Here is a 25,467-nt window from a genome sequence, read left to right on the forward strand (position 1 = left end):
TGCAGATGAAAAGCCAGCGCTCTGATTGCCCACCTTTGTACCGATATCCATACCTATGCAAACTTTAAAGCCAATGCCAACCCAGCTTGATGTTGATATCGCGATTGTTGGCGGTGCGATGACAGGTGTTACCCTGGCGTTAGCGCTGCGCCAGCGCTGCCCGCAACTTTCTGTTGCGCTGATTGAACGTGCGCCGCTGGCGCCATCTACCGAGCCCTGCGAAAGCCAAGTGCAAAGCGGCTTTGATGCGCGGGTGATTGCGCTCAATTTGCATACCCAGCGCCGGTTAGAGCGAGATAGTATTTGGCCTGCATTGCAGCATCAAGGTTGCGCGATTGAGACCATTCATGTCAGCGATCAAGGCCATGGCGGCATGGTGAGCCTAAACCCGCAGTGTGGTCAGCGCCAGCATGGTTGGGTGATGGCGCTGAGCGATGTGCAAAAGGCTTTGGTGCCGATGCTCGCAGAGCGCGGCGTTCGCTGTTTTGCGCCGGCAACCATTTGTCAGATGCAAGCGATCGAACAAGGCCATCAGCTGCAATTAGCCGATGGCACCCTGCTGACTACGCGTTTATTAGTCGGCGCAGATGGCACGCAATCGCAAGTGGCGCAGCATTTGGGCTTGCAAAACCAAGTGCTAGATCTGCAACAAAGCGCGATTATTGCCAATATTGCCTGCCAGCTGCCGCATCATGGCTGCGCCTTTGAGCGTTTTACCGCGCAAGGCCCAGTGGCGCTGCTGCCAATGCAATCGAGCGCAGAAACCCTTGCCGTTGGTGGGCAAGGGCAGATGTCCTTGGTTTGGTGCTTGCCACCAGAGCAAGCGATGACGTTTCAGCAATTGCCAGAGAATGAATTTTTACAAGCGCTGCAGCACGCCTTTGGCTGGCGTTTGGGGCGTTTTTTGAAAGTGGGAACACGCCACTCTTACCCACTCAATCGCCACCATCAACCATTATTGGTGGGACATCATGGCGTCTTAGTGGGTAATGCTGCACAAACCCTGCATCCGATTGCGGGGCAGGGCTTTAACTTGGGGCTGCGTGATGTCGATACGCTGGTGGATGTAATTGCCAAACACCACGCCATCTTTGGCTCAAACGCATTGGGTTCGACCGCGCAACTTGCTGATTATGCTGCGCGCCGTGCGCCTGATCGTCAGCAATTACTGAGCGGCACTGTGGGATTACTGCAACTGTTTCGCCAGACCAGTTGGCCGATGGTTCTGGGCAGACAACTTGGGTTGATGTTGGCATCGCACTGCGCGCCGCTTCGACAACACATTCAACAACTGGGGCAAGGGATCAAAGCCGGCCCACAAGAGGAGCAACAATGATGAGCGAAATGGAAATAAATAGTGTTGATGTTGCGATTCTTGGTGGTGGCATGGTGGGTTTAACCTTAGCCGCAGCACTTGAGCAAAGTGGCTTAACCGTGGCTGTGGTTGAAGCCGGTCATACGCCTCATGTGGATGAGCGCCAGCGCGATAATCGCGTGTCTGCATTAAGTCGTGCCAGTGAGCATATTTTAACAGCGGTAAAAGCCTGGCCTGCCATTGTGCAAGGTGCCCATGGTCTCTATGACGCGATGCAGGTTTGGGAGCGTGATGGAAATGCCAAGCTTGATTTTTCAGCGATGCGTATTGGTCAACCGAACTTAGGTTATATCGTTGAAAATCGGCGTATTAGCCAAGCCTTGTGGCAGCGCTGCGAGAAGTTATCGCACATTCAGTTGCTCACCGGAATGCGCTGCGAGCGCATTCAATATGGTCGCCAAGAAGCTTGGTTGATGTTGCGTCAGAGCAAGGATGATGCGCAGGGTGGTGAGAAAAGTCTGACGGCGAAATTAGTGGTAGGCGCCGATGGTGCCAACTCATGGTTGCGCCAACAAATGGCTGTGCCCATGCTGCAATGGGATTATGATCATCATGCATTGGTAGCGACCATTGAAACTGAGTTGGCACATGACAATGTGGCGCGGCAAATTTTTAGCTCGCAGGGGCCGCTGGCTTTTTTGCCGCTGGAGCAATCACATCTCAGTGCCATTGTCTGGTCTTTACCGCCAGAGCAAGCGCAGCGCATGCTCAATGCAGATATCACTGAGTTTGAACGACATTTAACGGTGGCATTTGATCATCGCTTGGGGCTTTGCAAGCTGCAAGGTGAGCGTCAAGTGCATCCACTCAAAATGCGTTATGCTCGCGATCTCGTGCAAGCGCGTGCGGTTTTGATTGGTGATGCCGCGCATACCATTCATCCGTTGGCAGGGCAGGGGGTCAACCTTGGCCTGCAAGATGCGGCTGCTTTGGCGCAAACACTGCGTGAGCTCCATCGACAGCAGCAAGATATAGGTGATCCGCAAGTGCTGGCAAGTTATGCACGCTGGCGTAAAACAGAAGCTGCAACCATGATTGCCAGCATGCAAGGGTTTCATGATCTGTTTGCTGGAAACAATCCACTGAAAAAAGGGATTCGTCAATTGGGCATGCAATTGGTCAGCCGCTGCGAGCCACTGAAAGATCAGTTACTTTATCGGGCATTGGGTTTAACTGGTGAATTACCTGAGATGGCCAAAGGCTAATCAACTAGCGAGGCGCTTGTTCAGCGCGCAATAAAAAAGCCATGCGATGCATGGCTTTTTTGTGCCTAGCCGTTTTATGCGGCTAACTTTAAGCGCTTAATCTCGCCGTTAATCTCCTTGACGGCGCGGTAATGATCAAGCTCTGCTTGTTGCGGCACTTCAAGCTTTCCCTTGGCAAAATGGAACTGACCCAATCCCTGAATATAGATATCACCAGCGAATAGACGGGTGACATGCTTAGCGATCAGCTTCGGTAGATAGCGCTGAAATTCACGCATATATTTTCCTTTTGTCGTGGTCTTGCTGTTACTTTTTAATATTTTATCTGGTTTGTTGTGACAATCGGATGAAAAATTTTGGCCAAATTCATGAAATGAGAGATCAACACAATGCTAGCGCACAGTTCCCTATGGCGCTGTGATCATTCTGCCAAATTTCACATAAACCATTGTTTTAAAATGTGAACTCAAAGGTGCATATCGCTGGGTTAAGCCTTTATTGTGCTTTGAGTTGTTTGACTTGGGCTTGAACAAGCTCGGTGACTTGGCTGCTGAGCCATTGCAATCGCGGGTGTTTGCTATCGTGCAGACGTGACAAAAGCAGCACCTCGAAGTCATCCACCGCCAGTGGCGGCTCACAGACCTGTAATTGGCCAATCAGATTGGCTTGTTTCACCATCAATTCGGCAACTGTGGCGATCAATTTTCGTCCCTGCAGTAGCTGCGCCACACTTTGGAAGTGGCGAGAGCAAACCTGTACCCGTCGATGCAATCCAAGTGCCTGTAAGCGCTGGTCAATGGCCGTTTCTAAGCGACCTTCAGGGCTGACTAATGCATGGGGGATTGCGGCAAATTGGGCAAGGGTTAAGCAGCCATCGAGTTCGCAGGCATGGGCGTCAAATAAACAGAGATGGCGCTCATGATAGAGATGGGCGCAGGCGATCCCTTGCTTGGCAAATTCGGGTGAATGGGCAATACCACCAAGCACTAGATCGACAGTGCCTTCACTGAGCATCTCGCTAAAATTAGCGCGATCCACATGGCGCAGCACCAGCTGAGAGTGCGGCGCTAAGGCGGCAAGGCGATCAAAAAGCTGCGGCGCAAAAATGAGCTCAGCATAGTCGGTGAGGCCAATGCGAAATTGACCGCGATATTGGCTAGGTTCAAATTGACTTGGATTCAGCAGTTCATGGGCGATAGAGCCCAGCAGTTGGTCAATCACCACGGCAAGCTCATTGGCACGCTGCGTGGGCTGCATTTGTTGGCCTTGGCGCACAAACAGTGGATCGGCAAAAAGGGTGCGCAGCTTGGCCAGATTATGGCTCATCGCTGATTGGCCTAAGTGCATCATTGCGGCCGCTTTGGTGACATGACGATGTTGATAGAGAGCACGAAAGCTCACCAGCAAATTGAGATCGATGCGTCGCCAGTTAATCTCATCCATCATCTTTCACTTCCTTTATTTGATGTCAGCGCAAGTGTCCGCATCTTGTTGCGGTGTTTGGTCGCGGCACAATGAATGCCATTGCGGTTGGCACAGGGCGACTAGATCTTGCTGCGCTAATAACACACCAGCCCGCGGATCGCCGCTACTAATACTGAGCACGGCATGCTGCGCTAATTGGTGATCAAAAAGAATCGGTAGTGGCTGGGTGAGGGCAATGGGGGTGACCGTGCCGATGGCAAAGCCAGTGAGTTTGGCAACATCCTTTGCCGCAACGCAGGTCATTCGTCGACAGCCCAAGGCGGCGCGGACCAAGCGTGGATCCACTTGATGATCGCCTGGGACGCAAGCTAGTGCTAGTTGCCCTCCCATATCTTGAAGCAGCAGTGATTTGACCATGATGCTTGGCGATATGCCACGCGCTTTGGCCAGCGCATGTACTTGCTGAAGTGGCTCGTGGGTTCGCAGCTCAAAGGCAATATCACGCGCCTTTAATAGGCGCGTGACCACGGTATCAATGATCAGTTGGTTCATCGCTGGGCTTAATCGAGCGCATAGGGCAGGGTTTGAATCTGCCAGTCACTGCCTTCAGCGGTTTGGCGCAGCGGCGTATCCGGCGCAAGATCTTGATTCATCACTGCCATGGCCAAACAAGGCCCATCGGTAAAGTGATAGCTATAAAGCACCGTCGCGCCATCACGCCAGCTTTCTGCAGCAGGGCGAAGCAGGGCATCACCAGCAGTGAGCTGCGTATTTGGGCTCGCAAGCGTGCCCATGACTACATAGCTGGCACGTTTGTTCGCGCCGCGGTATTTGGCGCGCGCCACCATCTCTTGGCCAATATAACAGCCCTTGTTAAAGCTAATGCCTGCTAGCGCTTGTAAATTAAAGGCTTGCGGCAAGTATTGGTTGCTCAGCGCTTGCTCCACTACAGGCTCTGCGGCTTGTAGTGCCATCAAATCAAAGAGTGAAGGTTCATGTACAGGTAGTTGTGCCAAGTTTTGCTGCCAAAAGGCCAGTTGGCTGTCATTGGCGCAAATAACAAAGCGGGTGCTATCGAGCATTAAAATGGTGCCTTGCTCAAGGTTGAGCACAGGATGCTCTGCCATATCGAGGGCGCTATCGATCATGTTATCGAGAACTTTAGCCAAGGTTGCTTTGGCTTGTGAGCCCAGAATCGCAAAGCAGTGATCGCTACTGTCGCTGAGCGTTGTTTTTGAAAAAACAGCGTATTTTTTCAGCTCGGCGAGTTGTTGCGCTTGCACACTTTTAGGGAGTAAGAGGCTAAGGCCCTGCTCACCCAATTGCGGGCGATGAAACAAGCGGAAAATACTCCACAGTTTGCCCTTGGCATCGCAATGGCCGGCAAAGGTCCATTGATTAGCTTCGAGCGCGGTGACATCGCAGGTCAGTTGACCTTGAAGATAGCTTTTGCAATCGGCGCCAAAGGCATCAATCAGCGCCCAATGCGGCAGGGGAACCAGCGCGCAATCAGGCAGGGCATCTTGGCTGCTGAGGCGGCCATGGGTGATGGTAAAAGAGGGTGTGGTTTGCGTCATCACAGAAGTTCCATCATCAAGAGTTGTACTTATGTTACTGTGCTCCTAGCATCTTGTCAGCCATTGCGAGATGACGTGTCGGTCATCGAGACGAGGAGCATCTCACGCTTTCGTGTTGCGGTTGGGCGATAGCATAGTTCGCATGGGTAAGGCTTGCTACACTGCATCACAGTTTTGAATATTACTTTGCCAAGGAGTGAACATGAGTCAAGTAACTTGGACGGCGGAGCAGCGCGCCAGAATTAAATGGGCCTGTCGACGCGGTATGCTAGAGCTCGATGTGCTGATTATGCCTTTTTATGACGAGTGTTTTGAGGCGCTCAGTGAAGCGCGTCAGCAAGCTTTTGTTGCGTTACTTAACTGCGATGATCCGGATCTATTTAAATGGATGATGGGTCATGGCAAAAGTGACGATCCTGCGCTGGTGGATATCACGGCTCAGGTAGTGGCGCATAATCGCAGCAAGATGAGAACGCCTGCTGAGTGATGGCTAGCGAGCCTGTACACAGCGCAAATATGGCGCTCGGCAAGCAGCAGATGGGCCCCATTTTATTGGGGCCTTCGCGTCTTTTTGAGCGGCTGACTTGGGCACTTTATTTCGCGCTGATGACGCTGATTTTGATTTCCGCCTTGAGTATGGTGCTGTGGGTTCAGATTGCAGCGGCCTTGTTTTGCGCCCTATTACTTTACAGGCGTTGGCAGCAAGTTCATGACAACCGAACCACTGGTTATCAAAGACTACAGTTAAATCGACAAGGGGCGTTATGGCTGGATCAGCGGCGCTATCAGCTTGAGCGCATTCAGGGTTACAGCCGTTATTTGATGATATGTCAGCTTCGCACGCAAACAGGAGAGGGGCAGCGACTACTGATTTGCTGCGATGGACTTTATGATTTAGACCAGCAGCCATTAGGGCATTCGGCTTATCGCGATTGGCTGAGTTTGAGTTTATTGGCGATTAGCCAAGGCCAATCATTTAAATCTTGAATGTTTGTAATAAAAAACGCGCCATTAGGCGCGTTTTTTATTGCTCTGACGATGAATCAGACTCGCTATTGAGTGATGACCATCAAGTCGTGGTTAACGGCATGTCGTGATTAACAACAAGGCTTACCAAGCGAAGATTTGGTCCACCCAAGATTTCTCATTTTTAGCTTTCTCACAGGCCTTGGTCTTGGCTTGGTCCACATCCCACACAGGCACCATCACCTCGCCATCACAGTCAAAGACTAAGCGTTTATGATCTTGCTGCCAGCTGTAAGGCAGGGTGCGAATCTCACTTGGCCAGCTGAGTTGCAAGCGCTCTGGAATGCGGCGTTTCAAATATTGGCGGTACACTTTGAGGGCACCTGAAGAGCCCGTTAAGTTGGTGGACTGGTTATCGTCTCGGCCAAGCCAAATGGTCACCACCTCACGACCATCAATGCCGACAAACCAACTGTCACGGTTATTGTCTGTGGTGCCTGTTTTACCAGCCAACTGGGCTTTACCAAATTCCCCTTGCAGCGCGCGCGCCGTGCCTTGGGCGACCACCTGTTTCATCCCATACACCGTCAGCCATGCAGCTTGCTCGGCTACCACTTGGCGAGAGCGCGGAATAAAGTGATAGAGCTGCTGACCATCTTGGGTGGAAACGGCACGTAGTGCTGTGAGCTCAGCATAGCGACCGCTGTTACCAATGGTTTGGAACATCTGCGTGACTTGATAAGGCGATAGGGTCAGGCTACCCAATAAAATGGATGGTAGTTTAGGGATCTCATTAGCTGGTACACCAAGCAGTACCATGGTATCGATCACCTTGTCCAGCCCCACAGCCATACCAAGATTAACCGTTGGCACATTCAGAGACTTGGCCAGTGCCTGATAGGCGGGTACCTCTTCTCGATATTTACGGTCGTAATTTCGCGGTTGCCAGGTTTTGCCATCTTCACTGCGTAGGGTAATGGGTTTATCCGCAATGGGGGTGGCTAAATCAAAGCGTTTTGGCTCGCGCCATGCGGCTAGATATACCGCAGGTTTAGACAGCGAGCCAATTTGTCGCTTGGCATCTGTGGCGCGGTTAAAGCCGGCGTAACTGGCATCGACACCACCGACCATGGCGCGTATTTCTCCGCTTTGGCGATCAGCAATGACGCCTGCCGCTTCTAGTTTGCCGGTGCGATCAATTTTAGGCACATCATGGTGAATGGTTTGCTCTAAAAATTGCTGTGATACCGGGTCAAGCGTGGTAAAGACGCGCAGCCCTAAGGTTGGCGAAAAGGCATCGCCGACTTTGGCTTTGAGCTCTCGCTTGAGCTGCTGAAAATAAGCGGGCTGACGACTGGCGATCTTCGCTTTGCTTTGAATATCCAGTGGGCGGGTGACCGCTTGCTCATATTCTGAAGCGCTGAGCAGGGTATTTTCCAGCATGATTTTTAGCACTAGATCGCGACGCTTTTGCGCGCGCTCAGGGTAGCGCCATGGATTGTAATAGGATGGGCCTTTGACCACGCCAACCAGCAGCGCCAGTTGGTCAATGCGCAGCTCTTGAATCGGGCGACCAAAATAGAGTCGAGCGCCAAGCGCAAAGCCATGAATTTCATCGCTACCGTTTTGTCCGAGATAGACCTCATTGAGATAGGCTTCGAGAATGCGATCTTTGCTATATCTATGGTCGATAATGAGTGCGATATAGGCCTCACGCAGTTTACGCCATAGGGTGCGCTCTGTGCTTAAAAATAGGTTTTTCGCGAGCTGCTGCGTTAGCGTGCTGCCACCTTGCACAGTTCGCCCGGCCTGTAGGTTGACCGCAAAGGCGCGCACAATAGCCATGGGTGAGACGCCGCCATGTTGGTAGAAATCGCGATCCTCGGTGGCCAATAGGGCATCGACTAAAATCTCAGGGAACTGCTCTCGCGGCAAAAAGAGACGCTGCTCATCCATGCCTGATTCCAAAAGGCCCAGTAGTTTCGGTTCTATGCGCAAAAAGCCGAGCTGTTTACCGCTCTCGGCATCAACGATGTTTTGCACGCTACCATCAGCAAAGCTGATCATCACATGGCGCTCAGATTCTGGACCATCGATAAAGTCAAAGGGGCGTCGAATCATTTCGATTTTGCTGCTGGATGCCGAATACTCGCCACTGCGCTGTGGATCGCGAACCTTGCTATAGGCCAGTGCATCTAGCTCTTGTTTGACTTGGGTAATGTTATAGCTCGCACCCGGCTCTAAGGTGAGGGTTCGGCTATAAACCACCGCAGGAAGCTCCCACATTTGATTGGCATCAAAGCGTTGGCGTACACGGTCATCAAGGTAGATACCGATTACAATCAGGATCGCAATGGCAACCAGCGCGAGTTTTAGGCCCAGCCAAAACAGGCGTTGATACCATGGTTTTTTCACCGCGCTTTGATTACTGCGCGCCTTTTTCGTGGTTTTCTTGCGTGTTTTCTTTGCGTTGGTCATGACGATTGCTGCTGTCGTTTGGTTTTTAAACTGGGCTGATGATGTGCGGGATCATCAGGCCAGACGTGTTTGGGATAGCGTCCCTTCATCTCTTTTTGCACTTCTTTATAACTGCCTTGCCAAAAGCCAGCGAGATCCTGAGTGCGCTGAATGGGTCGCTGTGCCGGCGATAAAAGCTCAAGCATCACAGCCTGTTTGCCTTCGGCCACCATAGGCGTTTGGCTCTGACCATACATCTCTTGTAGGCGTAATGACAAACAAGGTGGCTGATTTTCGTGATAAACAATGGCGTAGCGATGGCCGATGGCGCTGGTAAAGTGAGTGGGTAGCTCGCGGCTGAGCCACTGCACCTGATCCCAGCCCAAATAGCTATCAAGGACACTGTGCCACTCTAACTGAGCAAGCTGACTGAGGCGATTGATCTGGGTTAAAAAGGGAGCGAGCCAAGTATCTACATTGGCAATGAGCGCTGCATCATCTAGCGCTGGCCACGGGCCGCCTGCTTGCCAATGAGCGGCGCAGCGCGCACGGGTGAGTTTTTGCCAAGCGCTTTCTGTCATCGGAAGTGCGCTTAACCCAGACTTTTCAAGCTGCTTGCTGAGCGCCTGCGCAAGTGCTTGTTGCTTGGCTTCGGTGCTCATCGCGCTGGAAGGGGCGGGTTTTCGAGCCAGAATCAATTGGCCATAACGGTATTGCTCTTCTGCAATCAGCGCACCTTTTTCTTCATGCCAAAAGACCACCGTTTGCCAGTCAAAGGCCTGTGGTTTGCGCTGGGCAAGTGCTTCTATATTGCAGGGCAGCGCAGTGAAAATGCGGCTATCGCCCTGCTGCGTTTGATTGAGCGCCAGCACCAAGAGTGCAGGAGATTGGCTGAGAGGATCGTCCTGAGACAGTTGCGCCCCTTGACCGCTAGCAAGCTGATAGCGATGGCTGTCACCGCGCTTAAGCGCAAGACGATCAGTAAAGGCGTAGCTGAGCCAATAGGCGCATTCATCATCACGCAGGACGATATCTTGCCAATTTAGGTTTTGCCAAGTCACCTGTTGCTTAGGTGCAAGCTGCTGCAGGAGCTGTTGCGCGCGCTGGCGATAGCGGGGGGCTAATTTTTGCTGCTGGAATAGGTGTAGCTGTGTGGCGAAATTACTGCTCGCTTGCTTGACCGGATCCTCCAGTAGCGCGGTGATGATTGCGCATAGTGGTAGGGCATTGGGCGCTTCATGTTGCGCTTGCGCCAGCATGGCGGCTAAGCGTGGCTCGGTACCAATTTGGCTCATCCGTTGCCCTAGCGGGGTCAGCTGCAAGTTGTGGGTGAGCGCCCCTAACTGCTGTAGTTGTTTTTGCGCCTGTGAAAGATGCGCTGCTGGGGGCTGCGTCAGCCAGCTTAGCTCACTTGCATCGCTACAGCCCCATTGTGCGAGCTCTAGCGCTAACTGGCTTAGATCACTTCGCAAAATTTCTGGCATGGGGACTTTGGCTTGCTGCTGCAGATGACTTTCACTGTAAAGGCGAATGCAGTGGCCAGGCATGAGACGGCCGGCTCGGCCAGCGCGTTGCTCAGCGCTACTTTGTGCAATGCTTACTGTTTTTAGCTGGCTGATCCCAGATTTGGCATCCCAATGGGCACGCCGCTCGAGGCCGCTGTCAATCACCACCTCAATCCCTTCAATGGTTAAGCTGGTTTCTGCAATATTGGTGGCGAGCACCACTTTGCGCTGATTTGATGGCGCAGGCGCGATGGCGGCTTGCTGCGCCTTTGCATCAAGCTGACCGTATAGCGGGCAAATGGCAATCTGCCGATCAAGGCTGGCTTCTAAGCGCTGCTGAAGCCGTTTGATCTCGCCAGTTCCCGGTAAAAATACCAAGATCGAACCCTGATAATTTTGGCTGGCAAAGAGCACCGCGCGCTCAAGTGCTTCATCCAGATATTGCTGGGCACTGAGTGGGCGGTAATGAATATCCACAGCAAAACAGCGACCTTGCGATTCAATATAAGCTGCGTCAGGTAAGAGATCTTGCAGCGCTTGCTGATCAAGGGTGGCCGACATCACTAATAGATGCAGATCATCACGCAGCGCCATTTGACTCTCTAAACAAAAGGCAAGGGCGGTATCGGCATGAAGAGAGCGTTCGTGGTATTCGTCAAAAATCACCAGACTCACGCCGGAGAGCTCAGGATCGCGCTGTAACATGCGCGTGAGCACTCCTTCGGTGACGATCTCAAGGCGAGTTTGCGCGCTCACTTTGCTTTCGCCGCGAACGCGAAAACCGATGCGCTCTCCCACAGACTCACCCAGCTGGGCTGCGAGATAATAGGCAATATTGCGCGCGGCTAATCGGCGCGGCTCGAGCAGAATAATCCGGCCGTCAAAGCAAGGATGGGTGACTAAGCTCAGTGGTAATTGGGTTGATTTACCGGCACCTGGTGGCGCTTTGAGGATCACTTGTGCGTTTTGTTGTAGCGCTGAGCGGAGCGCATCGAGCACGGCATCAATGGGTAGAGACAAGTTGCTTCCTTATATCATCAGGCCGAGTCAGCGAGAAAAATAGCGCCTTAGTTTAGAGGATGGGGGCGCGGATTGCAGCAGCTTGTGCCGCGCTTTGTGTCATTCAGATGTGAAATATCACGTGTGTCGAGGCGCTAGATTCTTCATTGAAACGCATGCTAGGCTGGTGAAAGTGAGTATCAAAGAGTGAATTCAGCCCATGCCAAGCCCGCGTCCTCAGGTGTTTTATCCGCTACCTGAACTAAAATCTGCAACCTTATTGCGCCGTTACAAACGATTTTTAGCTGATGTACGTGATGACCAAGGTCATGAATTTACCATTTATTGCGCCAATACAGGGGCGATGACGGGGTGCGGCGTTGCAGGTGATCGCGTCTTTTATAGCACCAGTGACAATACCAAACGTAAATATGCTCATACTTGGGAGTTGACGCTGACTCAGGCGGGGCATTGGGTGTGCGTGAATACCGCGCGTGCCAATGATTGGATGGGTACGCTGCTTAACGCCAAAGCGATCTCAGGTTTAGATCAGTATCAACAGGTGCAAGCTGAAGTGCCTTATGGTGAGGAGCGAAGTCGTATCGATTTTTTACTTACCGATACGCATTTGCCAACGTGCTATATCGAAGTGAAAAGTTGCACCTTATTGGATGAGCAATTGGGACGTGGCTGTGGTTTTTTTCCCGATGCGGTAACCAAGCGCGGACAAAAGCATTTGCGAGAATTGATGGCGATGCAAGCGCAAGGCGCGCGAGCCGTGCTGTTATTTGCTGTGCTGCATACCGGGATCAGCCAAGTGGATGCGGCGCGTCATATTGATGCCGATTATGGCGCATTGTTTGATCAAGCCATCGCCTCAGGCGTTGAAGTGCTGGTCTGTTATGCTGATATCAACACACAAGGGATCGCTTTAAAACAAGCACAATGGAAATAGTTTGAGCACCTTGATTGGCTATAAAATATGAAAAGATAAAAAAACCGCCTCAGGCGGTTTTTTTATAGTCTTTGGTGAGGAGCATCGCTTAGAAGCGATAACCAAATACAACAGAGCCTTGGCTCAAATCGATATCTGATGTATTTACAGAACCTAAACCTGAAACATTGAATTTATCTAGTGACGCAAAATCATAACTAACGTTGATATAAGCACCACTATCACCTTGGAAATGAATACCAACCCCATAGTAGAAGGTATCAGAATCGATAGTGTCTTCTTCATAATATAGGTAGCCAGCAGACAGGTACGGGCGAACATAGCCATTTTGGATATCGCTATTAAATTCAAATCCATAACCTAGCTCCACACCTGTTTTTAGTGTCTTGCCATCTGCTTGGTAAAATTGATCTGGTGTTGCTGGAACTGGCGGTGTTGCGCCAGGATCTCCCGGTGTTCCCGCAACTTCAACGATATCGGTATCGCCTTTATTTGTTTCATAAGACGCTGTGATGCTTAGAAAACGGTTAAAGTCGTAGCCAAGTTCCCACTTGATACCATCACCATAAGATGTAGATAAACCTAAGACATCAACTTCGGCTTTGGTAAAGGTGTAACCCACACCCATGCGGAAGCCGCTATCATCTGCCATCGCAGGGGCACAAAGTGCAGCAGATAAACATGCGGTCAGCAGAATCTTTTTCATGCTAAGCTCCAAAAAATAGAATTGTGAAATCAAACACCATTATTGCACCATCCCTATCTCATTCAATCTATTGGCTTTTTGTTGGCTTTGCTCGGTGATCATCTTTGGGGCTGAATCACAAAAAAATGCATGCGATATGCCGTTTGAAGGAATGGTGGCGTGCACTGGGTTGTGATGTGCCTAAAGAAACCGCGTGATGCTCATGAAATCTGCGGATGCAATGAGCTGCACTTATCCTTTTTCTTACGCTATATCACGATGTTGAGTGATGAGCCTTTACCGAATATTTCACCTCAATCAAGATATCGTTTTAAAGACAAGGGTGAATTTGAGGATTAAAGCGGGCGCTTTTCGCCAACTTTTTGTGCCCATTTGAATGGTGCGAGGTAGACGCATTTCGCTGCGATTTGCTACGGAATTGTGAAAATTGTCGTGCTGCTCACGTGAGGTAATCACGGTCCAAAATAACCGTTGCTATGGGGGAGGCCTTCTGCTATAGATACCGCCCTAAAAATTTGGCCCACTCGGGTTGAGTAATCACTCTAGGAGAAAGCTGCATGCCAGATAGCAAAAAGAAGACGCTTGGAACCCTGGCCATTGCCGGCGTCGAGCCATATCAAGAAAAAGCGGGCGAAGAGTACATGAACGATGCGCAAATCGCGCACTTTCGCACCATCCTTGAGGCATGGCGTAACCAACTCAGGGAAGAAGTGGACCGCACCGTCACGCATATGAAAGATGAAGCGGCAAACTTTCCTGATCCAGTGGATCGCGCGGCGCAGGAAGAGGAGTTCAGCCTTGAACTTCGTAACCGAGATCGCGAGCGTAAGCTGATCAAGAAAATTGAAAAGACGCTGATCAAACTCGAAGACGATGATTTCGGCTTCTGCGACACCTGTGGTGTTGAGATTGGTATCCGTCGTCTTGAAGCACGTCCAACAGCGGATCTATGTATCGACTGTAAGACACTTGCTGAAATTAAAGAGCGTCAAATGGCTGGCTAATCGCCGACATTGACAGCGAAAGAAAGAGAGCGTTAGGCTCTCTTTTTTTATCCCTCAATTTTGTGCCGCTTGATTATGTCTGCTTATATTGGTCGTTTTGCGCCTTCTCCGTCAGGTCCGCTTCATTTTGGCTCTTTAGTTGCCGCGCTAGGTAGCTATTTGCAAGCTAAATCACAGCAGGGTCAATGGCTGGTACGGATTGAAGATATCGATCCGCCCCGTGAAGTTGTCGGTGCCAGCAGCCTGATTTTAAAGACTCTCGATGCTTATGGTTTGCACTGGGATGGCACTGTGCGCTATCAAAGCGAGCAGCTGGCACGCTATCAAGCGCAAATCGATGCTTGGTTGAACACGGGCCAAGCTTATTACTGCCACTGCACACGTAAAACCATTCAGGCCATGGGCGGCATTTATCAAGGCCACTGCCGAGATTTAGGTTTAGGACCTGAGCAAGCAGCCGTGCGTCTTCGCTTAGATCATCCTTATTATGCCTTTGATGATGGTTTGCAAGGCCATATTGAAGCGAACCGCGCCTTGGTTGAAGAAGATTTGTTGATTCGTCGTCGTGATGGTTTATATGCCTATAACCTTGCCGTGGTGATGGATGATATTGACCAAGGAGTCACGGAAATTGTGCGCGGCGCTGATCTCATCGAACCCACGGTGCGACAAATGGCACTCTATCGTCAGCTTGGCGTGTCACCCGTCAATTATGTGCATCTACCTTTGATTGTGAATGCGGATGGGCAAAAGCTATCGAAGCAAAATCATGCGCCAGCAATAGATATCAATCAACCACAGCCCGCACTGGTCGCGGCGCTGCGCTGTTTGGGGCTTGAGTTACCTGCTGCGCTTCATCGCGCACCTTGTGAAGAGATGCTTCGTTGGGCTATTGGTCATTGGCAATTGCAACAGCTGCCAGTAACGACAAAGATCAGCCTGCCATTCTAAAATGGATCACACTAGGCTATTATGTGCGCCTTAATTTCGCGGGCGAACATGGTTCAGAGGTGTGGTATTTTTTCTCGAGTCGCAAAATTCTGCCGTAAGGTACTGAATACAAAAGGTGGTTCACGTGATCTCAATGCGTTGTCGTTGGAGATCATTGCACGCGAAGATCATAATATTTCTCGCCAAGATATCAGCGAAAATGCGCTGAAGGTGCTTTATCGCCTGCACAAAGCAGGTTATGAGGCCTATCTTGTGGGTGGTGGTGTTCGTGATCTATTGCTGGGCAAGCAACCGAAAGATTTTGATGTGACGACCAATGCCACGCCAGAACAGGTCCGTAAACTGTTTCGTAACTGCCGCCTCGTCGGTCGTCGTTTTCGCCTAGCGCATATTCTCTTTGGTCGTGATGTGATTGAAGTGGCTACGTTTCGTGGTCACCATGAAGATGTGAACAATCAACAGCATTCCGCCTCATCACAGCAGGGGATGCTGCTGCGTGATAACGTCTACGGCACCATTGATGAAGATGCTGAGCGCCGCGACTTCACCGTCAATGCCCTTTATTACAATATCGCTGATTTCTCGATTCGAGATTATGCTGGCGGTATCGATGATATCGATGATGGCATCATTCGCATGATTGGCGATCCTGAAACCCGTTATCGTGAAGACCCTGTGCGTATGCTGCGCGCTGTGCGTTTTGCCGCCAAGCTTGATATGCATATCGACAGCACCACCGCTGAGCCGATTCCACGTTTAGCTAAATTGCTCAATGAAATTCCTTCAGCACGTCTGTATGAAGAAAGCTTAAAACTGCTGCAAGCCGGGGAAGGTTATGAAACCTACCAATTGCTGCGTCAGTACGATCTATTCGATAAGTTGTTCCCGCAGGTGGTGAGTCACTTCACTGAGAGCCAAGAGAGCCATACTGAGCGCATGATCGCCTTGGTACTGCAGGCGACTGATGAGCGTATCCACAACGACTTGCGCGTCAATCCCGCCTTTATGTTTGCTGCGATTTTGTGGTATCCCATGGTAGAGCGCGCGGAAGAGATCGCCCATACCGGTGGTTTGACCTTCTATGATGCGGTTCTGATTGCGGGCAACGATATTTTGGATGAGCAAGTGAAAAGCTTGGCGATTCCAAAACGATTTACTGCCACCATTCGTGATATTTGGCAGTTGCAGCTTCGTTTGCCTCGTCGCAGTGGCAAGCGCGCTTTCCGTTTGCTTGAACAGAATAAATTCCGCGCAGCCTATGACTTTTTGGTGATGCGTGGTGAAGTGGAAGGCGGTGATACCGAAGAGCTTGCCGACTGGTGGACCCATTTCCAATCGAAAGGCCGCTCACAGCGCCAGTTTATGGTGCAATCGCTGAATAAAGAGGGCGAAGCGCGTAAGCCACGTCGCCGTCGTCAAGTGAAGCCGCGCCGTAAGCCAAACGCCAAGAGTGGCCAAGGCGAATAAGATGGCCCAGGTTTATATTGCCATCGGCAGTAACCAAGCCGATCCCATGGCGCAAGCAAGGCAGGCGATTCAAGCGCTTGCCAGCTTGCCCGCGTCGCGTCTGCTGGCCGTATCTTCACTTTATGGCAGCAAGCCCATGGGGCCGCAGGATCAGCCTGACTATATTAATGCCGTGGCATTGATTGAGACAGCGCTTGCGCCTTTGGCGCTGCTTGATGCCACTCAAGCGATTGAATTGTCGCAGGGTCGCGTGCGTAAAGATGAGCGCTGGGGTCCACGTACCTTAGATCTTGATATTTTGCTTTATGATCAGGCGATCATTGAGAGTGAGCGCTTAACGGTGCCACATTATGGCTTAACGCAGCGTGAGTTTGTGGTTTATCCACTCTACGAGTTAAGTCCAGAATTACGTTTGCCAAATGGCCAAGCGATTGCTGTACTCAAACAGCAATTACCCGCCAATGGACTTAGTGTGCTTGCCGAGGTGTAAGACGCACTGCAAAGGGAGAGCAGATGAGAAAAGTCACCATCAATACGCTCATGGCATGGAAAAAAGAGGGGCGAAAATTTGCTTCTTTAACTGCCTATGATGCGAGTTTTGCTAAATTGTTTGAAGCTGCCGAAGTCCCTGTTCTTCTTGTTGGAGATTCACTGGGAATGGTGCTTCAAGGAAAAGATGACACCTTAGATGTCAGTGTTGATGACATCGCCTACCACACCCGCTCGGTTCGAGCCGGTAGTCAGCATACCTTGCTGATGGCCGATATGCCCTTTATGAGTTACGCCACCCCTGAGCAAGCTTGCGCCAATGCAGCTGTGCTGATGCGCGCAGGCGCCAATATGGTCAAGCTTGAAGGTGGAAGCTGGCTGGTGGACACGGTAAAAATGCTGACTGAGCGCGCTGTGCCTGTCTGTGCACACTTAGGTTTGACACCACAGTCGGTCAATATCTTTGGCGGCTATAAAGTGCAAGGGCGCGACCAAGATGCAGCAGAGCAGATGGTGCGTGATGCGCTGTTACTACAAAATGCTGGCGCTCAAATTATTTTGCTGGAATGCGTGCCGCGCGCGCTGGCAGAGCGGATTACCCAAGCGCTGGAAGTACCGGTGATCGGTATTGGTGCAGGCAATGCCACCGATGGCCAGATTTTGGTGATGCATGATATCTGCGGCATTTCAGCCAACTATATTCCAAGTTTTTCTAAGAACTACCTTGCCCAATGTGGCTCTATGCAGGGAGCCGTTGAGACTTATGTGGCAGAGGTGACACAGGGGATCTTCCCTGGCGCCGATCACGGCTTTGACTAAGGAGTCTTGATGTTAACCGTGAGTGAAATTGCGCCGCTTCGCCAGCAGATTCTGCAATGGCGTCGTGACGGTAAACGTATCGCTTTTGTGCCAACCATGGGCAATTTGCACCAAGGTCATATGGCCTTAATTACCACGGCTAAATTGCACGCCGATGTGGTTGTTGCCAGTGTCTTTGTCAATCCAATGCAGTTTGATCGAGCTGACGATTTAGCCGCCTATCCGCGCACTTTGGAAGCCGATAGCCAATTGCTTGATGGACATGGTGCGCACCTTCTTTTTGCGCCAACGCCAGAGCTTATTTTTCCACAAGGGTTGGACGATCAAACCTTTGTCGAGGTCCCTGGATTGAGCCAAATGCTTGAAGGCGCTTGTCGTCCGGGCCATTTTCGCGGCGTTTCAACCATCGTCAGTAAGTTGTTTAATATCGTGCAGCCTGATGTCGCCTGCTTTGGTGAAAAAGATTACCAACAATTGGCACTGATTCGCCAAATGGTTCGCGATTTAGCGTTTCCCATTGAAATTGTTGCGGTCCCGACGGTGCGCGATGTCGATGGCTTAGCGCTGAGTTCCCGCAATGGTCGCCTCAATGCCGATGAGCGTCAGCGAGCGCCTGTATTGGCGCGTACCATGCGTTGGATCGGATCACAGCTTCGTGGCGGTCGTCGCGATGTTGAACAACTGCTTCTTGATGCTGGAGATCAGCTGCGCGCGGCTGGTCTGGCGCCTGATGAACTGTTTATTTGTGATGCCAACACACTCCAACCTATGGTGGATGAATCACCACGGGTGGTGGTGCTGATGGCGGCCTTTTTGGGGCAGACTCGACTGATCGATAATCTCACGGTAGACTTGGTTGGTTAAACTTTCATCGACATGAGCCATGTTTTTGATGAAATGTGTGTAATGAAGAATAGGGAATAGTGAGACGCGTGATGCAAAGAACGATGCTCAAAGGGAAGTTACACAAAGTCCGTGTAACACAGGCCGAGCTTTACTACGAAGGCTCTTGCGCCATCGATCAAGACTTTCTTGATGCGGCAGGTATTTTGGAATATGAAAAGATTGAGATTTATGCGGTCAATAATGGCGAGCGTTTCTCAACCTATGCCATTGCCGGTGAACGCGGATCTAAAGTGATTTCTCTCAATGGTGCTGCGGCGCGTCGTGCTGCGGTGGGCGATACAGTGATCATTTGTGCCTATGTAGGAATGAATGATGAAGCCGCGCAAGCACACAAGCCAAGCTTGGTTTACTTTGATGAGCACAACAATATTGTGCGCACTAGTAAGGCGATTCCAGTTCAGCTGGGTTAGTCTGAAATGCGTCAGTAAAAGCAAGCAGATTAAAATGCTATGAGAGCGCGCCTTTGGGCGCGTTTTTTTATCGCTAAAGCGCAGTAAGACGAGTGGATTAGTGAGTCCTCAATGGTTGAAAGTAAACTTCGCTTGTTATTTCAGTCGCAAAAATTCTGAGGTCGATGTATGGCGACAAAAAAGGCAATGAGCTGGACAACAAAACCGAAAATGGGTGTCGTTTTTATCACCAAATTATTTTTTCTGTCGTTATCATGTTTTAAATTTTGTTTTTAACTCAATGGATTATGAAAAAATATCTGCTTTGTTTGGTTTGTGCCATGGGGTTGAGTGCACCCGCAATGGCAAATGTTACTCCGCAACAATTTATCGATGATCTCTTTGCCCACATTCCGCAAACCTTGGATGGCAATCATGACTTCGATGCCTTTAATGCGATGTTTTCTCGCTACATCAAATATGATCAAAAAGAGACCTATAACGGCGCATCAGGCGATGGCAAGTTGCCCTTTATCAAATCAGGAACTTTCTTTTACTCCGAATGCCATGGCGCACTTGAGTATGTTCAGTTTCGTTTCGATATGAAGGATTTTGATACCATCAATGCACTTGCTGATAAAGCGATGAGCAAGCGTCCAAATGACAGCTGTAATCAGGTTGAACTCAATAAAACCAAGGATAAGCAGCAGTTTCACATGACCGTTTATCACTGTTTAGATATTTGCTAATTGAGCCTGTGAGCTTGATGGTTTGAGTAATAAAAAAGCGAGCTTAAGCTCGCTTTTTTCTTGCAGCAAATGTCTGCTGTCGTGGCTTTATTTTTCGCTTATTCCCAGTCTAGCTCGACTAAAATTCCTTGCTTGGGCGCTTGTTTATTGAGCTTGGCAAAGCTTGCTTCAATCACTTTGGCTCTGGCAAGGAACTTGCGTTTCGCCTCACCTGTCAGTGAGCGAGCATCGGGTAGTTTGACGGTGCGCGGGTTTTTATGCACGCCATTGACCAAAAACTCATAGTGCAAATGCGGTCCAGTGACGCGGCCTGTGCCACCCAAGGTACCGATTTTTTGTCCTTGCTTCACGCGCTCGCCTTTTTTCACAAAGCGCTTGGTGAGGTGCAAATACTTGGTGATGTAGGTGGCATTGTGGCGAATAAACACATAGTTGCCATTAAATTTGTTATAGCTGGAGGCGATCACCGTACCGTTACCAGCTGCCATAATCGGGGTGCCCACAGGTGCGACATAATCAGTGCCGCGGTGCGCGCGTACTTTACCTGTAACCGGATGGAGGCGACGCGGGTTAAAGTTTGAACTGACGCGGCGAAAATCCAATGGCGCACGCAAAAAGGCTTTTTTCATCGCCTCGCCTTTGGGGCTGTAGTAGTTGCCATCGCTATTTAAAATCGCGGTAAAGGTTTGCCCTTGATTAACAAATTGCGCCATCAAAATACGGCCGGTATCGATGATCTCGCCGGTTTGCTCATTAAGCACATCTTCATAGAGCAGCTTAAAGCTATCGCCCGGGCGCAAATCTAGCGCAAAGTCGATATCCCAACCAAAGATGAGCGCCATCTCCATAATCTGCTTATCGCTCATGCCCACATTTTGCGCGCTCAGCCAAAGAAAACTACCGTTGGCAATTTTGCCCTGCACAAAGTTCTCACGCGTGGTGGTTTTTAGGGTATCGATGCGACTTTCAAAATGTCCCTTTGCATTACGTGCCACTGTGAGGGTATCGCGGCTGTTGATCGCATAACGCAGCTGTTGTAGCTCGCCGTGCTCAATGGTCAGCCAAAAGGTATCGCCCACTTTGATGGTATTCAGCGCTTTGGCCGCTTCGCCGCTGTGTAATACCGCATAGAGGGTGTTGGTGGAAAGACCCGCCCGGCTAAACAGCTGAGTGAGATATTCACCTTTTTTAAGATGCCAAGGGGTGCCTTCATCGATAAAGGTTTGCACTTGGATGGCGCGCGCTTGTGGCTGCGTTGCAAGGGTGACTGGATAACGCTGGTTCAGTTGGTAGTGGTAATCCGGTTTCGCTGCTTGCGGGCTTGGCATAATGAACAGCACAATGACACAGATACTGAGTATGGTAATCAGTTTGCGATGTAGAGCAGGCAAGCTGCGATCCTCGAGACAAATTAGAAAGAAATTGCTGCGTGCTAGTGTAACTGGTTTCAAAACCGAGCGCTATTGAGTACCATGCTTGTTTATTCACAAAAATTAGCCACTCGTCGGAGATAGCCATGGCGCATATCGAAGCCGCACTCGAGCAGATCAAACGCGGCGTAGAAGATTTGATCCCAGAATCTGAATTGATCGAAAAGTTAAAATTGGGCCGCCCTCTAAAAATTAAATTGGGTGCCGATCCAACGGCGCCAGATATTCATCTTGGCCATACCGTGATTTTGAATAAACTTCGTCAATTCCAAGATTTGGGTCATGAAGTCATTTTCTTGATCGGTGACTTTACTGGCATGGTGGGTGATCCAAGTGGTAAGAACACCACGCGTCCACCGCTCACTCGCGAGCAGGTTGTTGCCAACGCTGAAACCTATAAAGAGCAAGTATTCAAAATTTTGGATCCTGCGAAAACCCGTATCGAGTTTAACTCAACTTGGCTGAGTGAACTGGGTACCGAAGGGATGATTCGCCTTGCTGCAAACTCAACCGTTGCACGTATGCTTGAGCGTGATGATTTCAAAAAACGCTTTGCCGGTAACCAGCCGATTGCGATCCATGAATTTATCTACCCATTGCTTCAAGGTTATGACTCTGTTGCCCTAGAAGCGGATGTTGAGCTTGGCGGTACCGATCAGCGCTTTAACCTGCTGATGGGGCGTGAGCTACAAAAATCACACGGTATGGCGCAGCAAGTGGTATTAACCATGCCACTACTTGTTGGTTTGGACGGTGTGAAGAAAATGTCCAAATCACAACACAACTACATCGGTATTAGCGAAGCACCAGAAGAGATGTTCGGCAAGCTGATGTCGATCTCTGATGATCTGATGTGGGATTACTACAATCTGTTGTCTTTCCGTTCTCTTGAAGAGATTGCAGTCTTTAAGGCTGCGGTTGAAGCGGGTACGAACCCACGTGATATTAAGATCACCCTTGCCAAAGAGATCATTGCGCGTTTCCATAGCGAAGCGGATGCTGATGCGGCTGAACAAGCCTTTATCGCACGTTTCCAAAAAGGCGTGATTCCGGATGAAATGCCAGAATTCACCATGCCTGTGGGTACCGCGATTGCCAACGTGTTGAAAGACTCAAACCTTGTTGCTTCAACTTCTGATGCTATGCGTATGATTCGCCAAGGTGCTGTGAAGCAAGACGGTGAAAAACTTGAAGACACCAAGCTTGAACTTGCAGCGGGTACTTATGTACTGCAAGTGGGCAAGCGTAAATTTGCACGTGTGACGATTGCATAAGTCAGCGGCTATTACACAGTTCTGCGACTTAGCAATATTGATGCGCAAGTGAAAACACCGCCTTTGGCGGTGTTTTTTTATGGGTGAATTTTGTGGTGAGAGGGGATTTTTGTGTGTTGTACAGGTATTTGAGCTTTTGGATCTCAGGTGCTCAAAAGCTACTTCACATGTAGTGAGTTCAGGTTTCGTTTGATGGTTCATATCTCGGGATTCGCCCCGAGAGGCGACCTACTTTCTGCAACAGCCCAGAAAGTAGGCAAAGAGGCCGCCCCATGTCGTTTGCCTTCACGTCAAAGGCGTCTTTGCTATATCGCCGTCTCAGAACGGCATCCTGCCGGCTTCGACTGATTTTTTCGTCCTGAAAAAATCCGATGCAAAGCATCCTTTTTCGTGAAAACGACAAAGGGAAAATTCCCCATTTATCATGCCTTGCAGAATCAAGCGTGGATGAGCGAAACGACGTTATTTTAGAAAAGGTGTACAGCTTTTTAAGCTTTTGGATCCCCGTAGCTCAAAAGCTCTTTTTCTTTGCAGGTGAGCTCGGTGGTTTTGTTCAGGCGTTTGAGTCGGCGTAGGGTTAAGCCAAGGCAGGGAAGCAGCATCACGGCCATTACAACGGCTGCTGGGATAAAGGAGAGATTGAGCGCATGGTGGCAAATGACCAGCAGGATCAATGGAACTGCAATCAGGTAGCCTGAAATAACAAAATAGCGTGTCATGCTGATTCATCCCTCAATAAATGAAGTGGAATTCTATTGATGTGCGCAGGCAAGGGCAACTATTTATCTATCGATAAGGTAAAATTTTTCTCTTATATATACCAATATAATCAGTCGGTTAGTGTTTTGTTGGTGAAGTGTTTTGGAATTTTTAACTATTCTTTGCGACGCCGGTGTATCTCTAATGCACGCAAGGCGAGTGCTAAAAATGGTGAAAAAAGCAGCGCAATCATAGGTAAAACGATAAAGCTAAATGCACTCATGGGATTGGTCGATAGAAGCAAATAGGCGAAAACAATGGTCAGCAGATAGCTGAGAATCAATAATCGGTCGGACATAATCATCAAATAAAATATAAAGTACGACGTATTGTATATAATTTGAGTCGCTAAACAAGATGAAAAAATGTGCAACACTGAGACAAGATGAGATTGGGTCAAATAAAAAGCCGCATCATTGCAATCAAGATGCGGCTTGCGCTTTGTTTGGGCTCTGGATAAGCGATTGATGTGCAGTGAGCGCCAGTCCGATGATTAGGACTTATTAAACACAAAGGTGGGTAGAGAAAGTCGCCAACGAATCGCGGCAAGACGTATGGTGAGTGTCGTCGCGATGCCAGCAAGGCCAGCCCAAGCACTATTACAGCCTAAATAGAGCGAGAAGGTGTGAACCATTCCGCCGATAATACAAGCCGTGGCATAGACTTCAGTGCGCAGTACCATGGGCACTTGTCTGGCCAACATATCGCGCAAAATACCGCCGCCGCAACCCGTGAGAACGCCCATCACCACCGCGACATCATAACCTGTGCCATGAGCCAGTGATTTCTCGACGCCGATGGCAACAAATACGGCAAGGCCGATGGCATCACATACGGGAAGAAAAAAACTGGGTAAGCGTCTGGGGCGACGTCGCAGGGTCAGCATCGCCAAAACACAGGTGGCGATAATCACCCAAAAATAGTTGGTATCGTGAATCCAAAATACCGGGGTTGCGCCGAGTGACATATCACGTAGTGTGCCGCCACCAATGGCTGTGGCGCTAGCAAGGACTAACACGCCAAAGGGGTCCATTTTTAATCGGCCAGCGAGTAACACGCCAGACAGAGCAAAAATTGCGGTGCCAAACATATCAAGAGCATAGAGCAGCATAACATTCCTTTTGTTGTTCTTATCTCGCCGCTGGCGAAAGTCGGCGGATTGTATGAGTTGGCCCATCCTGCGCCAACATTTTCATCAGTTATCGTTTTATTCCTGTGCTCGCGATCTCGCTTGGTCAAAATAGCCACACACCTGATCAATTGCCAATATCACCCGTGGTGTGGGGCGATTGAGCCAATTGGAATTCAGTAGCCAAATCTGTTGTTGATCATATGCAGGAAGATGACCTGCCCATGCTTGCCAATCGCGTTGAATGGAACGGTTACTGCCATCACCTTGATGGTCTGCGCCAAAGATGATCTCAGGTTGTTTCATTAACACTTGTTCTGGCCCGACTTGCGGATAGGGCGCTGGTGCATTCGCAAAAATATTTTGACCACCACAGAGCGTAAATACGGGGGATGGCCAACGTTCTTGCGCCATGGTGATTAGCGGCTGGTTGCTCAGTTGATAAAAGTAGCGCAGTGGTTTGGCGTCTTGGTATTTTGTGCGACGCGCGCTCAGCGCTTGCCAGTATGTTTGGGCGGCTTTTTCTGCGGTTTGTGGGTTTTCAGCATAGGGCGCTAGCGCCATGAGCTCGTCGCCAATGCTTTCAAGCGTAGTGGGATTGGAGTAATGAATTGGAATACCAAAAGCGCTGAGTTTGTCGAGCTGTGCTTGCGGCAGGCCGCCTTTCCATGTCACCACTAAATCAGGCTTTAGCGTGATAATGCGCTCAAGGTTAATGCCACGATAATTGGCAACGCGCTCTAATTTGAGCGCGGCTTTCGGGTAATCACTAAATTCACTGGCGGCGATGAGTTTATCCCCCATACCCGCGGCATAAATCAGTTCTGTGGTATGGGGCGATAGGCTGATAATGCGCTGCGCCGGTGCCGCCAAAACCCACGGGCTGAGTAAAATAGTGAGCAATAATGCGAGCAATCTGTGCATATCAGTC

The 25,467-nt window shown here is 50.0% G+C and carries 25 protein-coding genes; 14 read left to right on the forward strand and 11 right to left on the reverse strand.

What is annotated here, in order from left to right:
* Positions 1-55 precede the first annotated feature (55 nt).
* Both ubiH and L9P36_RS02255 read left to right on the forward strand, forming a co-directional pair.
* Positions 56-1,336 (forward strand): 2-octaprenyl-6-methoxyphenyl hydroxylase, encoded by a 1,281-nt coding sequence (gene ubiH, locus L9P36_RS02250; RefSeq protein ID WP_237464567.1) that lies wholly within the window; start codon positions 56-58, stop codon positions 1,334-1,336.
* An 8-nt stretch (positions 1,337-1,344) separates the two neighbouring features.
* Entirely contained in the window at positions 1,345-2,580 is a 1,236-nt protein-coding gene (locus L9P36_RS02255) for an FAD-dependent monooxygenase (protein ID WP_237464569.1), read from the forward strand.
* 74 nt (positions 2,581-2,654) lie between these two features.
* Here L9P36_RS02255 and L9P36_RS02260 read toward each other — a convergent pair whose 3' ends face one another.
* The 4 genes from L9P36_RS02260 to ygfZ all read right to left on the reverse strand — a co-directional run bounded on the left by L9P36_RS02260 (position 2,655) and on the right by ygfZ (position 5,582).
* Complete coding sequence (locus L9P36_RS02260) at positions 2,655-2,858, reverse strand: DUF1107 family protein (protein WP_237464571.1); 204 nt, start codon at positions 2,856-2,858, stop codon at positions 2,655-2,657.
* Between the two features lie 217 nt (positions 2,859-3,075).
* Positions 3,076-4,026 (reverse strand): LysR family transcriptional regulator, encoded by a 951-nt coding sequence (locus tag L9P36_RS02265; protein ID WP_237464572.1) that lies wholly within the window; start codon positions 4,024-4,026, stop codon positions 3,076-3,078.
* Between the two features lie 12 nt (positions 4,027-4,038).
* Positions 4,039-4,557 carry an aminoacyl-tRNA deacylase gene (locus L9P36_RS02270; protein WP_237464574.1) on the reverse strand — a complete coding sequence of 173 codons (519 nt, stop codon included), beginning with the start codon at positions 4,555-4,557 and terminating at the stop codon, positions 4,039-4,041.
* 8 nt (positions 4,558-4,565) lie between these two features.
* Positions 4,566-5,582: a tRNA-modifying protein YgfZ gene (gene ygfZ, locus L9P36_RS02275; RefSeq protein WP_237464576.1), complete on the reverse strand. Its 1,017-nt coding sequence runs from the start codon at positions 5,580-5,582 to the stop codon at positions 4,566-4,568.
* Between the two features lie 202 nt (positions 5,583-5,784).
* Here ygfZ and L9P36_RS02280 point away from each other — a divergent pair, with 202 nt between their 5' ends.
* Together L9P36_RS02280 and L9P36_RS02285 are read left to right on the forward strand one after the other, a co-directional pair.
* Positions 5,785-6,069 carry an FAD assembly factor SdhE gene (locus L9P36_RS02280; RefSeq protein WP_237464577.1) on the forward strand — a complete coding sequence of 95 codons (285 nt, stop codon included), beginning with the start codon at positions 5,785-5,787 and terminating at the stop codon, positions 6,067-6,069.
* Positions 6,069-6,569 carry a protein YgfX gene (locus L9P36_RS02285; protein WP_237464579.1) on the forward strand — a complete coding sequence of 167 codons (501 nt, stop codon included), beginning with the start codon at positions 6,069-6,071 and terminating at the stop codon, positions 6,567-6,569. The genes L9P36_RS02280 and L9P36_RS02285 overlap by 1 nt, the downstream gene beginning before the upstream one ends.
* 123 nt (positions 6,570-6,692) lie before the next feature.
* Here L9P36_RS02285 and mrcB read toward each other — a convergent pair whose 3' ends face one another.
* Together mrcB and hrpB are read right to left on the reverse strand one after the other, a co-directional pair.
* Entirely contained in the window at positions 6,693-9,026 is a 2,334-nt protein-coding gene (gene mrcB, locus L9P36_RS02290) for a penicillin-binding protein 1B (RefSeq protein ID WP_237464580.1), read from the reverse strand.
* On the reverse strand, positions 9,023-11,530 hold the full coding sequence (gene hrpB / locus L9P36_RS02295; RefSeq protein WP_237464582.1) for an ATP-dependent helicase HrpB: 2,508 nt from the start codon (positions 11,528-11,530) through the stop codon (positions 9,023-9,025). Before hrpB ends, mrcB begins: the two co-directional genes overlap by 4 nt.
* Positions 11,531-11,729: 199 nt before the next feature.
* Between hrpB and sfsA the strand changes: the two genes are divergently transcribed.
* Positions 11,730-12,464, forward strand: coding sequence for a DNA/RNA nuclease SfsA (gene sfsA / locus L9P36_RS02300; protein WP_237464584.1), 735 nt, complete (start codon positions 11,730-11,732; stop codon positions 12,462-12,464).
* A gap of 88 nt (positions 12,465-12,552) precedes the next feature.
* On the opposite strand, the gene L9P36_RS02305 is transcribed toward sfsA, so the two are convergent.
* Positions 12,553-13,170: a porin family protein gene (locus L9P36_RS02305; RefSeq protein WP_237464585.1), complete on the reverse strand. Its 618-nt coding sequence runs from the start codon at positions 13,168-13,170 to the stop codon at positions 12,553-12,555.
* 557 nt (positions 13,171-13,727) lie between these two features.
* Between L9P36_RS02305 and dksA the strand changes: the two genes are divergently transcribed.
* From dksA to L9P36_RS02345, 8 genes are all read left to right on the forward strand, one after another.
* Entirely contained in the window at positions 13,728-14,174 is a 447-nt protein-coding gene (gene dksA / locus L9P36_RS02310) for an RNA polymerase-binding protein DksA (protein WP_237464587.1), read from the forward strand.
* 75 nt (positions 14,175-14,249) lie between these two features.
* Positions 14,250-15,125, forward strand: coding sequence for a tRNA glutamyl-Q(34) synthetase GluQRS (gene gluQRS, locus L9P36_RS02315; RefSeq protein ID WP_237464588.1), 876 nt, complete (start codon positions 14,250-14,252; stop codon positions 15,123-15,125).
* 48 nt (positions 15,126-15,173) lie between these two features.
* Positions 15,174-16,592, forward strand: coding sequence for a polynucleotide adenylyltransferase PcnB (gene pcnB, locus L9P36_RS02320; RefSeq protein ID WP_237464590.1), 1,419 nt, complete (start codon positions 15,174-15,176; stop codon positions 16,590-16,592).
* A 1-nt stretch (position 16,593) separates the two neighbouring features.
* Positions 16,594-17,082 carry a 2-amino-4-hydroxy-6-hydroxymethyldihydropteridine diphosphokinase gene (gene folK, locus L9P36_RS02325; RefSeq protein WP_237464592.1) on the forward strand — a complete coding sequence of 163 codons (489 nt, stop codon included), beginning with the start codon at positions 16,594-16,596 and terminating at the stop codon, positions 17,080-17,082.
* Between the two features lie 23 nt (positions 17,083-17,105).
* The gene (gene panB, locus L9P36_RS02330; protein ID WP_237464594.1) at positions 17,106-17,900 is read left to right on the forward strand and encodes a 3-methyl-2-oxobutanoate hydroxymethyltransferase; all 795 of its coding nucleotides are present in this window, start codon (positions 17,106-17,108) and stop codon (positions 17,898-17,900) included.
* Between the two features lie 9 nt (positions 17,901-17,909).
* Positions 17,910-18,764 carry a pantoate--beta-alanine ligase gene (panC, locus tag L9P36_RS02335; RefSeq protein ID WP_237464597.1) on the forward strand — a complete coding sequence of 285 codons (855 nt, stop codon included), beginning with the start codon at positions 17,910-17,912 and terminating at the stop codon, positions 18,762-18,764.
* Positions 18,765-18,835: 71 nt separating this feature from the next.
* The gene (panD, locus tag L9P36_RS02340; protein ID WP_237464599.1) at positions 18,836-19,216 is read left to right on the forward strand and encodes an aspartate 1-decarboxylase; all 381 of its coding nucleotides are present in this window, start codon (positions 18,836-18,838) and stop codon (positions 19,214-19,216) included.
* Between the two features lie 287 nt (positions 19,217-19,503).
* Positions 19,504-19,944 carry a hypothetical protein gene (locus L9P36_RS02345; protein ID WP_237464601.1) on the forward strand — a complete coding sequence of 147 codons (441 nt, stop codon included), beginning with the start codon at positions 19,504-19,506 and terminating at the stop codon, positions 19,942-19,944.
* A gap of 98 nt (positions 19,945-20,042) precedes the next feature.
* On the opposite strand, the gene L9P36_RS02350 is transcribed toward L9P36_RS02345, so the two are convergent.
* A complete protein-coding gene (locus tag L9P36_RS02350; protein WP_237464602.1) occupies positions 20,043-21,335 on the reverse strand; it encodes a peptidoglycan DD-metalloendopeptidase family protein in 1,293 nt (430 codons plus the stop codon).
* Between the two features lie 125 nt (positions 21,336-21,460).
* Between L9P36_RS02350 and tyrS the strand changes: the two genes are divergently transcribed.
* The gene (gene tyrS / locus L9P36_RS02355; RefSeq protein WP_237464604.1) at positions 21,461-22,648 is read left to right on the forward strand and encodes a tyrosine--tRNA ligase; all 1,188 of its coding nucleotides are present in this window, start codon (positions 21,461-21,463) and stop codon (positions 22,646-22,648) included.
* 488 nt (positions 22,649-23,136) lie between these two features.
* Here tyrS and L9P36_RS02360 read toward each other — a convergent pair whose 3' ends face one another.
* From L9P36_RS02360 to btuF, 3 genes are all read right to left on the reverse strand, one after another.
* Positions 23,137-23,367, reverse strand: a complete 231-nt coding sequence (locus L9P36_RS02360; protein WP_237464605.1) for a hypothetical protein — start codon at positions 23,365-23,367, stop codon at positions 23,137-23,139.
* Positions 23,368-23,900: 533 nt separating this feature from the next.
* Positions 23,901-24,518, reverse strand: coding sequence for a trimeric intracellular cation channel family protein (locus L9P36_RS02365; RefSeq protein ID WP_237464606.1), 618 nt, complete (start codon positions 24,516-24,518; stop codon positions 23,901-23,903).
* Between the two features lie 96 nt (positions 24,519-24,614).
* Entirely contained in the window at positions 24,615-25,460 is an 846-nt protein-coding gene (btuF, locus tag L9P36_RS02370) for a vitamin B12 ABC transporter substrate-binding protein BtuF (protein ID WP_237464607.1), read from the reverse strand.
* Between the last annotated feature and the right edge of the window lie 7 nt (positions 25,461-25,467).

This window comes from Vibrio stylophorae (assembly GCF_921293875.1).
Classification (GTDB): Bacteria; Pseudomonadota; Gammaproteobacteria; order Enterobacterales; family Vibrionaceae; genus Vibrio_A; species Vibrio_A stylophorae.

What these genes read in the sequence shown, in the direction of transcription:
- L9P36_RS02345 (WP_237464601.1), top strand. Translation starts at nt 19,504, where the DNA reads ATGAAAAAATATCTGCTTTGTTTGGTTTGTGCCATGGGGTTGAGTGCA.
- L9P36_RS02360 (WP_237464605.1), bottom strand. Translation starts at nt 23,367, where the DNA reads ATGACACGCTATTTTGTTATTTCAGGCTACCTGATTGCAGTTCCATTG.
- panB (WP_237464594.1), top strand. Translation starts at nt 17,106, where the DNA reads ATGAGAAAAGTCACCATCAATACGCTCATGGCATGGAAAAAAGAGGGG.
- L9P36_RS02285 (WP_237464579.1), top strand. Translation starts at nt 6,069, where the DNA reads ATGGCTAGCGAGCCTGTACACAGCGCAAATATGGCGCTCGGCAAGCAG.
- L9P36_RS02265 (WP_237464572.1), bottom strand. Translation starts at nt 4,026, where the DNA reads ATGATGGATGAGATTAACTGGCGACGCATCGATCTCAATTTGCTGGTG.
- panD (WP_237464599.1), top strand. Translation starts at nt 18,836, where the DNA reads ATGCAAAGAACGATGCTCAAAGGGAAGTTACACAAAGTCCGTGTAACA.
- folK (WP_237464592.1), top strand. Translation starts at nt 16,594, where the DNA reads ATGGCCCAGGTTTATATTGCCATCGGCAGTAACCAAGCCGATCCCATG.
- panC (WP_237464597.1), top strand. Translation starts at nt 17,910, where the DNA reads ATGTTAACCGTGAGTGAAATTGCGCCGCTTCGCCAGCAGATTCTGCAA.
- L9P36_RS02260 (WP_237464571.1), bottom strand. Translation starts at nt 2,858, where the DNA reads ATGCGTGAATTTCAGCGCTATCTACCGAAGCTGATCGCTAAGCATGTC.
- L9P36_RS02255 (WP_237464569.1), top strand. Translation starts at nt 1,345, where the DNA reads ATGGAAATAAATAGTGTTGATGTTGCGATTCTTGGTGGTGGCATGGTG.
- dksA (WP_237464587.1), top strand. Translation starts at nt 13,728, where the DNA reads ATGCCAGATAGCAAAAAGAAGACGCTTGGAACCCTGGCCATTGCCGGC.
- mrcB (WP_237464580.1), bottom strand. Translation starts at nt 9,026, where the DNA reads ATGACCAACGCAAAGAAAACACGCAAGAAAACCACGAAAAAGGCGCGC.
- L9P36_RS02305 (WP_237464585.1), bottom strand. Translation starts at nt 13,170, where the DNA reads ATGAAAAAGATTCTGCTGACCGCATGTTTATCTGCTGCACTTTGTGCC.
- L9P36_RS02270 (WP_237464574.1), bottom strand. Translation starts at nt 4,557, where the DNA reads ATGAACCAACTGATCATTGATACCGTGGTCACGCGCCTATTAAAGGCG.
- sfsA (WP_237464584.1), top strand. Translation starts at nt 11,730, where the DNA reads ATGCCAAGCCCGCGTCCTCAGGTGTTTTATCCGCTACCTGAACTAAAA.
- ygfZ (WP_237464576.1), bottom strand. Translation starts at nt 5,582, where the DNA reads ATGACGCAAACCACACCCTCTTTTACCATCACCCATGGCCGCCTCAGC.
- L9P36_RS02280 (WP_237464577.1), top strand. Translation starts at nt 5,785, where the DNA reads ATGAGTCAAGTAACTTGGACGGCGGAGCAGCGCGCCAGAATTAAATGG.
- L9P36_RS02365 (WP_237464606.1), bottom strand. Translation starts at nt 24,518, where the DNA reads ATGCTGCTCTATGCTCTTGATATGTTTGGCACCGCAATTTTTGCTCTG.
- btuF (WP_237464607.1), bottom strand. Translation starts at nt 25,460, where the DNA reads ATGCACAGATTGCTCGCATTATTGCTCACTATTTTACTCAGCCCGTGG.
- pcnB (WP_237464590.1), top strand. Translation starts at nt 15,174, where the DNA reads ATGGTTCAGAGGTGTGGTATTTTTTCTCGAGTCGCAAAATTCTGCCGT.
- tyrS (WP_237464604.1), top strand. Translation starts at nt 21,461, where the DNA reads ATGGCGCATATCGAAGCCGCACTCGAGCAGATCAAACGCGGCGTAGAA.
- ubiH (WP_237464567.1), top strand. Translation starts at nt 56, where the DNA reads ATGCAAACTTTAAAGCCAATGCCAACCCAGCTTGATGTTGATATCGCG.
- gluQRS (WP_237464588.1), top strand. Translation starts at nt 14,250, where the DNA reads ATGTCTGCTTATATTGGTCGTTTTGCGCCTTCTCCGTCAGGTCCGCTT.